At 58.0% G+C, this 14,294-nt stretch carries 10 protein-coding genes and 2 pseudogenes; 11 read left to right on the forward strand and 1 reads right to left on the reverse strand.

The annotated features are described in order from the left end of the window. The 10 genes and pseudogenes from EN949_RS24370 to EN949_RS24415 form a co-directional block, all read left to right on the forward strand. Positions 1 to 209 (forward strand): annotated as a pseudogene (locus tag EN949_RS24370) (beta-ACP synthase); the annotation flags it as partial. A gap of 853 nt (positions 210 to 1,062) precedes the next feature. Then, positions 1,063 to 1,653 carry a NodA family N-acyltransferase gene (locus EN949_RS24375; RefSeq protein ID WP_063169401.1) on the forward strand — a complete coding sequence of 197 codons (591 nt, stop codon included), beginning with the start codon at positions 1,063 to 1,065 and terminating at the stop codon, positions 1,651 to 1,653. Further along, positions 1,650 to 2,309 carry a chitooligosaccharide deacetylase NodB gene (nodB, locus tag EN949_RS24380; protein ID WP_063169400.1) on the forward strand — a complete coding sequence of 220 codons (660 nt, stop codon included), beginning with the start codon at positions 1,650 to 1,652 and terminating at the stop codon, positions 2,307 to 2,309. The genes EN949_RS24375 and nodB overlap by 4 nt, the downstream gene beginning before the upstream one ends. A gap of 15 nt (positions 2,310 to 2,324) precedes the next feature. Continuing rightward, complete coding sequence (gene nodC, locus EN949_RS24385; RefSeq protein WP_063169399.1) at positions 2,325 to 3,650, forward strand: chitooligosaccharide synthase NodC; 1,326 nt, start codon at positions 2,325 to 2,327, stop codon at positions 3,648 to 3,650. 261 nt (positions 3,651 to 3,911) lie between these two features. Next, the gene (nodI, locus tag EN949_RS24390) at positions 3,912 to 4,826 is read left to right on the forward strand and encodes a nodulation factor ABC transporter ATP-binding protein NodI (RefSeq protein WP_024505873.1); all 915 of its coding nucleotides are present in this window, start codon (positions 3,912 to 3,914) and stop codon (positions 4,824 to 4,826) included. A 3-nt stretch (positions 4,827 to 4,829) separates the two neighbouring features. Further along, positions 4,830 to 5,618, forward strand: a complete 789-nt coding sequence (locus tag EN949_RS24395) for an ABC transporter permease (RefSeq protein ID WP_063169398.1) — start codon at positions 4,830 to 4,832, stop codon at positions 5,616 to 5,618. 283 nt (positions 5,619 to 5,901) lie between these two features. Then, positions 5,902 to 6,663 (forward strand): sulfotransferase domain-containing protein, encoded by a 762-nt coding sequence (locus tag EN949_RS24400; RefSeq protein WP_063169397.1) that lies wholly within the window; start codon positions 5,902 to 5,904, stop codon positions 6,661 to 6,663. Between the two features lie 392 nt (positions 6,664 to 7,055). Continuing rightward, entirely contained in the window at positions 7,056 to 8,339 is a 1,284-nt protein-coding gene (locus EN949_RS24405) for a dicarboxylate/amino acid:cation symporter (protein ID WP_210326678.1), read from the forward strand. A 275-nt stretch (positions 8,340 to 8,614) separates the two neighbouring features. After that, a complete protein-coding gene (locus tag EN949_RS24410; protein ID WP_051695606.1) occupies positions 8,615 to 9,676 on the forward strand; it encodes a LacI family DNA-binding transcriptional regulator in 1,062 nt (353 codons plus the stop codon). Between the two features lie 164 nt (positions 9,677 to 9,840). Further along, a complete protein-coding gene (locus tag EN949_RS24415) occupies positions 9,841 to 10,644 on the forward strand; it encodes a TIM barrel protein (protein WP_063169395.1) in 804 nt (267 codons plus the stop codon). A 48-nt stretch (positions 10,645 to 10,692) separates the two neighbouring features. Here the strand turns inward: EN949_RS24415 and EN949_RS24420 are convergent, their stop codons facing one another. Further along, positions 10,693 to 11,610, reverse strand: a complete 918-nt coding sequence (locus EN949_RS24420) for a LysR family transcriptional regulator (RefSeq protein ID WP_063170390.1) — start codon at positions 11,608 to 11,610, stop codon at positions 10,693 to 10,695. A 701-nt stretch (positions 11,611 to 12,311) separates the two neighbouring features. Between EN949_RS24420 and EN949_RS24425 the strand changes: the two are divergent. Beyond that, a pseudogene (locus EN949_RS24425) lies at positions 12,312 to 13,535 on the forward strand (IS110 family transposase). Positions 13,536 to 14,294 lie beyond the last annotated feature (759 nt).

Below are 14,294 nucleotides of genomic sequence, written 5' to 3' on the forward strand. Positions count from 1 at the left end.
GCGCAGCGAGCGCGCTTGAAATGATCGCCTGCGTGATGGCAATCCAAGAGGACGTCGTGCCGCCGACCGCCAACTATCGCGAGCCAGATCCCGCTTGCGACCTCGACATCACACCCAATGTGCCGCGGGAGCGCAAGGTGCGCGTCGCCATGAGCAACGCCTTCGCCATGGGCGGTACGAACGCAGTTCTGGCATTCAGGCAGGTGTAGAAGCCATGCAAGACGCCTCATTTGAGGTCACCTGTCGTATCTAGCTGCTTGCCGGACCACTATGTAAAGCGAGCGCTATTGGCTGCCTCTGCGATGCGGGAATTGGCAGCGGACGTCTCTCGATCAAACAGGCATCTTGCTTGTAGAATTCTTTTAATCGTGAAGCGGCGCGAGTGCGCTATCCGTTGAGGTGAGCAAGGCCGGCGCCCTGGGTGAGCGCTGGTGTCGGGTGGTGGAAAGTACAGGGGGAGCTGTGTGGCCCCTCTTTCTCGGCCTCGACGATGTGCGAAGGAGCCTGCGCGGCGAACGGGCCAACGCCCCAGGCTCAGAACCTGGGCGAACCTAACTCCCGCCAAAGGACAGCCCAGAGCTGGATACACGAAAGAGATACTGAACCCGCGAATCAGATTCTGATCAATCGTCGTGTCTGAGCTCCACTCGGCTCTTACGGAGATAATCGCGCGGCCCGGCAACGGCCGCGCGTGCCGCGGGCGTGAGCTTTGCGCTTCGTCAGAAGTGCCTCGAGCGTGACGACGATAATTGACCAGCCATATGGAACGCATTCGCCCAGTTATCCAAAGCGTGGATACCTTTCATCTAAACAAAGGATTTTACCGTTTTTGCTGCAGGTCCCATAGAAGCGCTTCAAGTTGGAAAGATAGGTAGTTCCGATGGTTGCGTTGGATCTGAGGAGCATCATCTGGTGTGCGGGGCGTACAAAGTCAGTCGCATCTGCATTGCGGCTTGGTCTTTCGGCGGTCCCCACAAGTTACGCCCCGTTGGCGCGACGCCAATTATTTAATCAATGCTTGGACATTTATCTCAACCAGACAGCTACAAGGTGAGGTCTTCCATGCGTCCGAATGTCGAGTGGAAGTTGTGCTGGGAAAATGAGCTGCAACTGGCCGACCATGTCGAACTCTCCGACTTTTTTCGAAAGACCTATGGACGGACTGGCGCCTTCAACGCGGAGCCATTCGAAGGCGGCCGCAGTTGGGCCGGCGCGAGGCCGGAATTCCGCGCAATCGGCTACGACGCGCATGGGGTAGCGGCTCACATCGGCATGCTGCGGCGCTTCATCAAAGTTGGCGAGGTCGACTTGATCGTCGCTGAATTGGGCCTGTACGCGGTTCGTCCGGATCTTGAAGGGCTCGGAATCGGTTTTTCGATGCGCGTGGCGTACCCAGTGCTCCATCAGTTGGGTGTTCCATTCGCTTTCGGCACGGTTCGGCACGCGCTGCGAAACCATGTCGAAAGATTCTGCAGAGCCGGCCTCGCGAACATTGTGTCGGGCGTTCGCGTACGGTCGACCCGTCCAGATGTGCATCCCGACCTGCCGCCCACGCGCCTGGAAGACGTACTCGTGTTGGTTTCGCCGATCGGACGCTCGATGGACGAGTGGCCGTCTGGTACCCTGATCGACCGGAACGGTCCGGAACTATGAAGCCTCTGGACTACATATGCGAAGGGCAGAGTGACAATGCCGATCGCATTGCAGAGCGCAGCGTCTATCTGACGTTTGACGACGGTCCCAATTCATTTTTCACACCGCAGATACTCAATGTGCTGGCGCAACATCAGGTGCCGGCGACCTTCTTCGTTGTTGGGGCCTACGCGGCCGACGAGCCGGAACTCGTTCGCCGAATTATTACAGACGGCCACGGTATAGCCAACCACACGATGACTCATCCGGACCTAGCTAAATGCGGGTCCGTCGAAGTCGACTGCCAGATAGTTGAGGCAAACAGAGTCATAGGGATGGCTTGCCCGCAGGCCATGGTTCGGTACTTTCGTGCACCCTATGGCATCTGGACCGAAGAAGTAATCGCTGCATTAGCGGGTGAGGCATTGGCGCCCGTCCATTGGTCCATTGATCCACGCGACTGGTCTCGCCCCGGCGTTGACGCCATCGTCGACAGAGTGCTCGCCGATATCCGGCCGGGCGCAATCGTGCTGTTGCACGACGGGTGCGCTCCCGACGAATTGCAACCAGGCAATCAAGCCAGTCTGCGCGACCAGACGGTGACAGCGTTGTCACGCCTAATTCCAGAATTGCACGGCCGCGGATTTGTAATCCGATCACTTCCTCAACATCCCTGAACAAACAGAGATCCTATGGACCTTCTCACCACAGCCAGTACTGTTGCCGTTTCGTCTTATGCGGTGCTCTCGACTGTTTACAGAGGCATGCAAGCGGTCTACTCCCAACCGGAAAATGTTACGCCGCCGTCGGAAAGCTTGTTCGGATCCGACCGTTGGCCGAGCGTGGATGTCATTATCCCCTGCTACAATGAGGACCCGCGCACACTCGCGGCGTGTTTAGCTTCCATTGCAAATCAAGATTACTCCGGAACATTTCAGGTCTATCTGGTTGACGACGGTTCTGGAAATCGTAATGCCGTCATCCCGGTACATCACGCCTACGAGGGCGACCCGAGATTCAATTTCATTCTGCTCCGCGAAAATGTTGGCAAACGCAAGGCGCAGATCGCCGCCATCCGCCGCTCATCTGGAGATTTCGTGCTCAGCGTCGACTCTGACACGACACTTGCGTCCGACGTCATCACGAAGCTTGCAGTAAAAATGCGGGATTCCATGGTCGGAGCGGCCATGGGCCAGCTGACGGCATACAACCGCAGCGACACTTGGTTGACCCGATTGATCGATATGGAATACTGGCTGGCTTGCAATGAGGAGCGCGCGGCGCAAGGTCGCTTTGGTGCGGTCATGTGCTGCTGCGGCCCATGTGCAATGTACCGCCGGTCTTGTCTCCTTTCTCTGCTGGATCAATACGAGACGCAGCTGTTCAGGGGGAAACCAAGCGACTTCGGTGAAGACCGTCATCTTACGATCCTCATGCTGAAAGCAGGCTTTCGAACCGAGTACGTTCCAGGTGCCGTCGCGGCGACAGTCGTTCCGGACAAGATGGGACCTTATTTGCGCCAACAACTCCGCTGGGCACGAAGCACTTTCCGGGACACGATGCTTGCGCGAGGTCTACTGCGTGGCCTGGATCGCTATCTAACTTTGGATGTGATGGGAGAGAATCTCGGCCCATTGTTGCTCGGCATCGCGGTAGTAACGGCGCTCGGTGAGTTACTATTTTCACATACAGTAAATTGGTGGACGGTGCTGGCTATTGTCACGATGACCATAATCAGATCTACGGTGTTATCTTTCCGCACTCGGCAGCTTCGATTCATCGGCTATTCAATGCACGCGTTAATCAGGATATTCCTGTTGATCCCCTTGAAGGCTTACGCCCTGTGTACATTGAGCAATAGCGATTGGCTGTCGCGTAAAAGTGTTCCCCTGCCCAACAGCAGCACAAAGGAAATCACAAGCGCGATGCCGCTTGGCGGAGCAAATGCTGCGGGCAATTCTGGAATTGCGGAGTCACTTCATACTGCAGATCTTTCGCTCACAGCTAGTGAAGTCTGACGGCCTTGCAGCGCCGAGTGACCGAGTAAGTTGTGTCAGTCGACACGGGGTGAAGCTTGTCGAGTTACCTATGGTCAGAACGGGGACTATGTGGAAGCGACACGTGGCATCTTGACGTTATTCTTTGGCGGAAGCGATACACACGTCGCTCCGGCCGCGACTTTCCAAAGGTGTCATCTCAAGGCGGTGGCCTGCTCTGAACCAGAATTCGCAAGTAAGCTGCCGGTGGCCAATCGGACTCATTCCGCTTGAGATAGACGCATGTCCAATGTAGCAATCGACCTTACCGGCGTAACCAAATTATTCGGAAACAAGCTCGTTGTGGACGGGCTGTCCTTCACCGTTGCATCGGGAGAGTGCTTCGGTCTGCTGGGGCCTAACGGCGCAGGCAAGAGCACGATTGCGCGTATGCTCCTCGGTATGACCCGGCCTGACGCGGGTGATATAACAGTCCTCGGTCTACCAGTGCCGGCACGCAGCCGCTTGGCCCGCAAGGGCATAGGCGTGGTCCCGCAGTTCGACAATCTCGACCTGGAATTTACGGTACGTGAGAACCTGTTGGTGTTCGGGCGCTACTTCGGCATGAGTACAAGAGAGATCAACGCCGTCATCCCACGGCTGCTCGAGTTCGCTCGCCTTGAGAGCAAGGCGGATTCACGTGTCGGCCTGCTATCCGGCGGGATGAAGCGGCGCCTGACGCTGGCACGTGCTCTGATCAACGACCCCCAGTTGCTTGTGATGGATGAGCCCACGACCGGCCTCGACCCGCATGCCCGCCATCTGATCTGGGAGCGACTTCGTTTCCTGCTGGCGAGCGGAAAAACGATCATTTTGACCACCCATTTCATGGAAGAGGCTGAGCGGCTTTGTGATCGGCTGTGTGTTCTCGAGCGGGGACGCAAGATCGCCGAGGGCAGTCCTCATGCGCTGATCGACGAGTACATTGGGTGCAACGTGATCGAGATCTTCGGCGGTAATCCACAGGAGCTGATTTCGCTGATCAGACCGTACGTTCAGCGTGTCGAGGTAAGCGGCGAGACGCTCTTTTGCTATGCGCCTGAGCCGGAGGATGTGCGCATCCAGCTTCGCGGTCGAGCGGGTCTGCGTATTCTAGAGCGTCCACCCAGTCTGGAGGACGTTTTCTTGCGGTTAACCGGACGTGAGATGGAGAAGTGAGCAATGGGTGAACGTTTTGCGGCCGCTCTACCCGCCAACGCCTGGAACTGGATGGCGGTGTGGCGCCGCAATCATCTGGCATGGAAGAAGGTGGCATTTGCTTCAATGCTCGGCACCCTTGCTGATCCGATGATTTACCTTTTCGGGCTCGGCACTGGCCTTGGACTGTTGGTAGGCCGCATCGAAGGTGCATCCTACATCGCCTTTCTGGCAGCCGGCATGGTTGCGACGAGCGCGATGACAGCATCAACCTTCGAAACAATTTACGCGGTTTTCGGTCGAATGCGCGATCAGGGCACTTGGGAAGCAATCCTGCACACACAACTTACCCTCGGCGACATCGTTCTCGGTGAATTGACCTGGGCAGCCACAAAGGCTTTTCTGGCCGGTACGACAATTGCGATTGTTGCGGCCGCGCTAGGTTATGCCGCGTGGACGTCGGTTCTCTACGTGCTACCGGTCGTCGCTCTCACCGGATTCGCCTTTGCGAGCCTGGCCATGCTCGTCATCGCGCTCGCGCCCAGTTATCACTATTTTATTTTCTATCAGACGCTTGTCATCACACCCATGCTGTTCCTTTCGGGCGCGGTTTTTCCAGTCGGCCAATTGCCAGGAGTGTTTCAGCAGATTGCGGCCTTCTCGCCCCTGGCGAATTCTATCGAGCTAATCCGTCCGGTGATGCTCGGCCGCCTGGGCGACAATGTAGGGCTGCATATAGGCGCACTTTGCATGTTCGCTGTATTGCCTTTTTTTCTGTCGGCTGGACTGTTTCATCGACGACTAATGCGTTGACGCTTGCTTACACCCATTAACCAGAAGGAGGTCCGCAATGCCGGATGCAAACTGCCCACAGCGGCCCGGAGGCATGCGTATGCTAGGAATCGCGAGTGGTACAACGCCGAAGCCGGGCGCCACCCAGCCGCTGCAGGCACCCGCCCAGCTTCGCGACCACACCTCGAAGAACAGGCTGGATGGTGAGGCGCGGACCCACCCGGAGCGTTCAATCGATAGCAGCCAAGCTTCTTGTGCGCGTCCACAGACCGTCGCGGCCATTATTTAGTTGGATACACATGCAATGACCCACAACGAAGCAACTCTTGAGCCTTTTGTGATCCTTGCTATGCCAAGGACCGGAACACACTATTTAGAAGAATTGCTAAACGAGCATCCGACCGTTTTGAGTAACGGTGAGTTGCTAAACGAATATGATCCCAATTGGCCCAGCACTGATCGCCTGCTAGGCACGGATCGCGAGCTTCTTGAGCTTGCCTATGTGCGCTGCCCTATGCGCGACTACAAGAATGTGACGCATCTTGGATGCAAGATCAATGAACCTCAGTTTCGCGAGCGTCCCGCATTCTTTGCGGAACTGGCTCGTTGGCCAGCACTCAAGGTCATCCTTGTTGTTCGCCGAAACGTATTGGAATCGCTCCGATCCTTTGTGCAGGCCAGGGAAAGCGGTCACTGGCTGAAGTTCAGCTGGGACAACGATACCGCTCGGCCACCGAGCGTCAGGTTGTCAATCGCCGACTGTGAGGCTTATTTCAAAGCCGCCGACGATTTTCACGCTCGCGTTATGGACTCCTTCACGTCGACCAACCTGCTTGTAATGGAATACGAGAGCCTACTTCACGAACCTGCCCAATGCCTGGGAGCGGTTTGGGATTTCCTGGGCGTTCCAGCGCTTGAGCCATCAGATAACGCCATCCTGCAGCGCCAGGAAACGCGACCGCTGGATCAAACGGTGGAGAACTTTGACGAGTTGCGGATTCACTTCGCACGGGGACCTTATTCAAGATTTTTTGACCTCGGAGATTCAATGCGCTCCTACGCTTAATCGCTTGTACCGCGTGCTCTGATGGGCGTGTAGGATATCCTGCAGTTTGCGCGCATTCCGTCGCAAAACTGACAAACCAAAGTCACCAAGACGACAGAGATATCGGCCGGCAGTCGATCTGCGGCAGACATCAAAGACACGGCCGCAAGGCGACCTGGTCAATTCCCTCTCTGGCGAAGCACTTCTTCAGACGCGATCTTTGGCGAGCCTTGAGTGCAAATTCCGGCAAAGGTGGAGGGTTCCAGTGCGCAACCCGCACCAATCTCGCTGGACGGGACAGGCCTCCAGTTGGCACGGCGCTTGCTCCGAGATGACAGCAGCGCTCGACCGGAGCGCAGCATGGGAGAAGGAGGAGCCCCCACCCCGATCCGGTCAGGGAGAGAGAAACGGTGTTGGTTCCAAGAGTCCCCCGCGCGATCGCAGCGCCCCGCAAGCCCCATTTTGCCCGGACCTACGTGCAGGTGCTTGCCGCCATAGTCCTGGGAGCCGCAATTGGCTACCTCTATCCGGAAACCGGCCAGAGCCTGAAGCCGCTCGGCGATGCCTTCATCAAAGTCGTCAAGATGATTATCGCACCTGTCATCTTCCTGACAATTGCGACCGGCATTGCCGGCATGAGCGATCTGCAGAAGGTCGGCCGAGTTGCCGCCAAGGCGATGGTTTATTTCCTCACCTTCTCGACACTTGCACTCGTTGTCGGACTGATTGTCGCGAATATCGTTCAACCTGGCGCCGGCCTCAACATCGATCCGGCCTCGCTCGATGTCCAAGCCGTTAAGGGCTATGTGGCCACGGCTCACGAGCAGTCCGTGACCAGCTTCCTGATGAACATCATCCCGTCAACGATTGCCAGTGCCTTCGCGGAAGGCGACATCCTGCAAGTCCTGTTCTTCTCGGTCCTGTTCGGCATTGCTTTGGCGATGACCGGAGAGACGAGCAGGCCGGTCGTTACCTTTCTCCAGGCGCTTACCGCCCCCATTTTTAAGCTCGTCGGCATTCTGATGAAGGCTGCACCCATCGGCGCCTTCGGCGCAATGGCCTTTACGATCGGCAAATACGGAATCGGTTCGGTGGCCAACCTCGCGATACTGGTCGCGACGTTCTATCTTACCGCCTTCCTCTTCGTGTTCGGGGTTCTCGGCGCGGTCTGCCGCTACAACGGCTTCTCGATCTTTTCTCTCGTCCGCTACATCAAGGACGAGCTGCTGCTTGTCCTGGCAACGTCCTCCTCGGAGGCCGCGCTGCCCTCGCTAATGGAGAAGATGGAGAAGGCCGGCGCCGCCCGTTCGGTCGTAAGTCTCGTCATCCCTACTGGATACTCATTCAATCTGGACGGTACCAATATCTACATGACGATCGCCGCCCTCTTCATCGCCCAGGCGACGAACACAGATTTGTCAATTGCCGATCAGATCCTCCTGCTGCTAATTGCGATGCTTTCCTCGAAGGGTGCGGCAGGCGTCACCGGCGCCGGCTTCATCACATTGGCCGCTACTCTCTCTGTCGTGCCGAGTGTTCCCGTTGCCGGAATGGCTCTAATTCTTGGCGTGGACCGCTTCATGTCGGAATGCCGCGCGCTGACGAATTTAGTCGGTAATGCGGTGGCATCGCTCGTTGTCGCTCGCTGGGAAGGCGAATTGGACCAGTCACGGATGGAAACCGCTTTCCGCGGTTAGGGTTACATCAAACTGGCTCCCCGCAAGCAAGATCGCAACAGCGCGACGTGTAAGTAGCGGCCTTGACACAACAGTCGAATTGCCAGCCTCCAAAGAGCGCTGGAAATAGAGTACTAACGCAGTGAGTAATACAACACCATGAAGCCCCTAAGCAAACGAACGGTTCACGGAGACTCATCTGGGTGCGCATGGAGCGCTGTTCGTCGAATGCGCTATCCGCGGGGTGGGGGAACTATTTCAGCTTGCCGCCCCAAGCCGTCGCGGGAGCGCACCGGATGATGGAGGACCGGCCGATCAGAATCGCTAGGGGAAAGCGCGTCACAATAGCCGATCTCGCCCGCGAAGCCGGAGTCAGCGTAGCAACAGTCGATCGGGTTCTGAACGTCCGCCTTCCGGTGCGAGAGGAGACCGCCCAGCGGGTCCATGCGGCCGCGCACGCGATCGGCTATCATGCTGCCGGTCTCATCAAACAGCGCTTGCAGCAGCACCTGCCGCACTACAAGCTGGGCTTCATCTTGAGAAAACCTACCCACGATTTCTACCAAGATTTCGCTCGCAAGATCGAAGAGTCGGTCAGTATGGCTAAATCCTTCCACGGCCTTCCGATCATCGAGTTCGCGCAGTCACATTTGCCGCGTGACCTGCTCCCGCTTCTTAAGGACCTTGGGAGCCGCTGCCAGGCGATCGCCATGGTGGCGGCCGATCACCCGAAAATCACAGCATCAGTCGAGGAGCTCAAGGCGAAAGGTATCCCGGTATTTTCGCTGCTATCCGACTTCGCCGATGGCGTGCGCGAGGGCTACATCGGCCTCAACAACAGCAAGGTCGGACGGACTGCCGCTTGGGTGTTTTCCAAGGCCGCAAAACGGCCCGGCAAGGTGGCGGTGTTTGTCGGAAGCCATCGCTTCCAGGCGCATGCGACGCGGGAAACGGCCTTTCGTGCGTATTTTCGTGAGAACGCGCCAAAATTCGAGGTGCTTGATGCGCTCGTGAACCTTGATGAACGGCAGCTCACTTACGAAAAATTGCTGGATCTTATGCAGCGGGAACCAGAGCTCGTCGGCTTCTATATGGCCGGCGGGGGGATAGAGGGGGCAATTTCCGCGCTCCGAGAAGAGGGGAGCGGTCAGGATCTCGTCGCGATCGTGAGTGAAATGACGCCGCAGTCACGTGGGGCGCTTGCGGATGACATCTTGACGATGGCGGTCGGCACGCCAATGCGCCGACTTTGCCAGGAGCTGATAATGGCAATGGAGCGGGCCATCAAAGCCGGCGTCGCGGAGAGCCCGGGGCAGACATTTCTGCCGTTCGACATTTATCTTCCGGAAAATATTTGACCTTGATGGATTTCTATCATGAGCGCCCATTTTCCTTTCACCGATGAAAGGAAAGCTCGATTGACTCGGCCGTCTCTGTCCGATCTGTGAACCGGCGTGGTTCCGTCTTGAAAGAAGCCGGATGCCGAAATGGCAGCCGCGCTTCATGGAAGGAAAGTCAAGCAATGCGCCAGGTATCGCCCCGCTTTGCACTCGATCACATGGCGGCGCCCCGCCTTGACGTCAGTGCGCTTTTCGCGCTTGCCCGTGACCAAGGCCTGACCGACGTCCAAATCCGTTACCCTCATTTCAGCAATCCTGTCGCACGCGGCATTCCGGCTGCGGACGTTCGGTTGGCCGCTACCGAAGCGGGCGTCACGATCATCTCTGTCAACGCCTTGCAGCGGTTCAACGACTGGACTCCAACGCGTCAGGCCGAGGCAAGCAACCTCGCCGATTATGCGACGGCGTGCGGGGCGGAGACGCTCGTGTTGGTGCCGGCCAACCGCAGCTCGTGGCCCACCAATAGCGAGCGCCAGGACAATCTTCGTTTCGCTCTAAACGAGATCAAGCCAATCCTCCAGTCGCGGGGTCTGATCGGTCTCATCGAGCCGCTGGGTTTCCGAACCTGCTCGCTTCGATCAAAGAAGGAAGCGGCCGAGGCCGTTGCCGCGGTTGATGGCCAGTCCGTCTTTCGCCTCGTGCACGACACGTTCCACCACACCCTGGCCGGGGAGACATGCCTGTTCTGCGAGCTTACCGGCCTGGTGCACATTTCAAGCGTAAACGACCCGACCTTCTGGATTTACCCCGATCGCTTTCTTGCAGGTTCCGACAATGGCAGCCAGATTCAGGCGCTGCTGGATGGCGGCTACGCGGGACCTTTCTCATTCGAGCTGGTCGAGGAAGTCCATTCTCTGGACGATCTCGCAGGCGCACTTGCCGCCAGCATCGACTTTATCCGGCGAGGGCTATTGTCGTCAAAGTAGATGGTGACAGGAGTAGTGACTATAGGTGCGCCTGAATTTTCCGTGGGTTCACAGCGGGGCAGCCATCCGAGATGCCTCCTGTATCATTATCTCCCGCATCCAGATGCTTGCCGGATCGCTATTGTGGAGGGCCGGCCATTGGAGGGTCTCGGTGAATGTGGGAAATGGCAGCGGAAGTTCGATAACCCGCAGGGGGAACGTTTTTTCGAAATGCCTGACCAGCCGTAAGGGCATGGTCGCTATACGAGCTGTGCCGGACACCATAGGTGGAATCATGCTGAAGCCCTGCACGGCGACCTCGACACGTCTCTTAAGGCCATGCTCAAGCAAAAACCATTCCTCGATAGACGGCTTCATCGTACGCCCGAACCTGACCGCGACGTGCCTCATCGACATGTATCTCTCGAATGTAAGCTGCTGTGGCAGCTGCTTGTTTGTGGGACAGCCTACGCACACGAGCTTCTCGTCAAACAGCGCAACGCTTGAATGCACACTCGACGTGAACATATCCGGTAGAATTAGAAAATCGACGTCACCGCGCCGGAGAAGCTCATCGGGGCTATCGTCGACAGGCAGCAGTTCGAAGCTGACGGCGGGGGCTTCCCGTGAAATACGCTCCACAAGCTTTTCGAAAAACACGAGCGTGACGAAATCGGAAAGAATGATCCTGAAGAGGCGATCGGCTCGAGCTGGGTCAAACGGATCCGAAGAAATAATCGAGCACTGGATGTGCTGGAGAGCGTCGCGAACTGCGGGGGCAAATGCTGCCGCACGCGGGGTTAGAAATCTTTCGCGACCTCTTATCGTAAACAGTTCATCGCGGAAATAATCGCGCAGTCGGGCGACGGCCGCACTCATGGCGGGCTGACTCAGGTTAATCCTGCGTGCCGCCGCCGAGAGATTACGCTCCGTCAGGAGTGCGTCGAGCACAACGAGGAGATTTAGATCAAGTCCTTTGAAACGCATGTCATCAGCCATCCATGGGATGGATGCCTTTAACCGAAACAAACGACTTTAACAATTTAGCATTCTTGCAATCTTTTGTCGCAAAAAGTTTATGATGGATGACGTTAAGGTCCGACATATGAGCCGCGTGATCTGCCGAAGCGAGCAATCGTTCGTACTGTGCAGGTCAGAGATTGGCAGTTTGAAACGCCGGGCCGATGGCGCCGGTCTATCAACCAGCGTCTTCGGCGGCCCCGACCTAGCTAGGCGTGGAACCTAATAGGGTGCACCTTTCCAGTCCGAGGCGACTGATGGGCGGTTTGATCCTAAGCTGCCGTGAGGCCTGTGCCAATTGTATCGGCGAGCCAATGCAGCAGTCCGGCAGCGTTTTTGAGAGCTGTTGTAGGCTCGGCCTAAGCCCATTGGCGCAAGCCTATCTGAACGAAGCGCTTGGCCTTGCCGCTATCCGGTATGTGATCTGTGGTGCCTTCTCGTCCTGCTGTTCTTGTTTTGGAACGCCCTTATGGTGAGCCCATCCGGGACGTGGGGCACCGGGAGCACAAAGGTGCAGGCAGGCCGTCAATAGACCGTGGGCTGAGAGCCCGAGCTCGTTACATGGCCGCCCCTCGCGACTTTCCCGGATGCGCTGCGAGCGCGGATCAGTAGATGTCGTGTTGCCCGCCAGCTCCCGTCTTTGACCGAGCCAAGAAGGAGGAACGGGCATGCTTATCATCGGACTGGATATTCACCGCGCCTTCGCCGAAGCAGTGGCATGGGAGGAGGGCAGGCTCAGGCGACTCGGCCGCGTCGACATGCGGCGCGATCTGCTGGCGGCGTTCGCCGCGAAGCTGTCGCCGAACGATGTCGGGGTGATCGAGGCCACCGGCAACGCGACGTCCGCTGCAGCTGTGGTTGCGCCGCATGTGAAGAAGGTGGGGATCGCCAAGCCGAAACAGGTGTTTATCGTTGCCTATGCCAAGATCAAAACGACGATCGACGCCGACGTTCTTGCGCAGCTCTATGCCAGCGGCTTCTTGCCAGAAGTCTGGATTGCGGACGAGCCGACGCAGGCTCTGCGTCGACAGGTGACACGGCGCAATCAGATTGTCCGACAGAGATCTCGATTGAAGAGCGTCATCCAGTCGATCCTTCATAGCCACCTGATCCGTCCTGCCCGCATGCTGACCTGTGCGGCGCCAAGGGTCGGACCTGGTTAATCGAGCAGGTCGTACCGCAGGACGAGCGCCTCGCGATCGATGGGCATCTGCGCGAGTTCGACCGATTGGGCGAAGACCTCCAGGTCATCGAACGCGATCTTGTCCGCTCGGCTCTCGAGGATGAAGGCGTGAAGCGGCTGATGACCATTCCCGGCGTCGACATCACCGTCGCGCTGGCGATGAAGGGCGGCGATCGGCGACGTGTCGCGCTTCGACGATCCGCAGAAGCTCGTGACCTATCTCGGGTTGAACCCAAGCGTCCAGCAGTCCGGCCAGGTCCGGCCTACCATGGGCGGATCACCAAGCAGGGCCGTGGTCATGCGCGCGGCATGCTCGTCGAGGCGGCCTGGGCGGCCGCTCGTGCTCCCGGACCGTTGCGAGCCTTCTCCCTGCGGCGTGCGAGCCCGGCGCGGACAGCATGTCGCGGCCGTGGCAACCGCACGCAAACTCTCTGTCGTGATCTGTCATCTGTTGAGAAGGGCGAGAGTTACGCGTGGGCTCGACCCTCCCTGCATGCCAAGAAGCTTGCGCGATGTGGAACTCAAGGCCGGGAGCAAGGCTGTGCGCGGCCAAAAGGGAGCGCACGCCTACAACATAAAGAGCCACCGGGAAGAAGAGCGCCGCTGGGTGGAGCAGGCCGAGGGCGCCTATGCACGCCTCGTCGCCGGTTGGAACCCACGAGGTCCGAAGAGGGTAGGCACGGATGCCGCAAACGAGGCGCGACGATAGAAGCTGCGCGGCAGGGCTCTCATCTCGGACCCTGCTCTTCGCCACGCGGTCGTCCGTGCGCGACAGGAGAATAGCGCAGATTTATCAAAAAGGCTCTTGTCGATCACATCAGTGGTCTTGGGCGCTGTACGGCCGGGTGAAGACTTTGCAGGTGGCCCGGAAAGCGTTTGACCTGCAGCGAAGCAATTGTCGTCATTACGCGCTCGACCCGGGCGCCCAGCTTGGCATAAGGGCTACGTGGCCTCAGGAAGCGTCGTCGCCAATGCAGACCATGGACGAATTCCCAGCCGATGCCGAGATGCCGGTCGACCGTGCCTGTCGCCGTCCGGTGATGCGATGCCCCCGAGCGGATGAGTTCGCCCCGGATGCTCCCGGTCACGACGCACGGGTTCGGGTTCCAAGGCGCTCAGTTTTGTTCGCGCCCAATCGGTGTAGGACGCGGCAGAAATACGAGCGTGACGAAATCGGAAAGAATGATCCTGAAGCGGCGATTCGGTAGAGCCGGGTCAAACTATCCGACGAAATAAACGATCACTGGATGGGCGGGGGAGCGTCGCAAACTGGAGGGCAAGAGCTCCCGGACGCAGCGTTAAGTTTGAATACCTCCGCGGACATGGTCGCGAGCTTATCGCGCAAATAAATCGAGCAGCCGAGCGCCGGCCGCACTCATGACCGGCTGGGCTCGGTTAATCCTGCATGCCGCGCCCATGAGGTTACTTGTCCGGAGTGCGTCGAGCACAACGAGGAGATGTAGTTCAC

Source organism: Mesorhizobium sp. M7A.F.Ca.US.007.01.2.1 (assembly GCF_003998165.1).
In the GTDB taxonomy this organism is placed as follows: Bacteria; Pseudomonadota; Alphaproteobacteria; order Rhizobiales; family Rhizobiaceae; genus Mesorhizobium; species Mesorhizobium ciceri.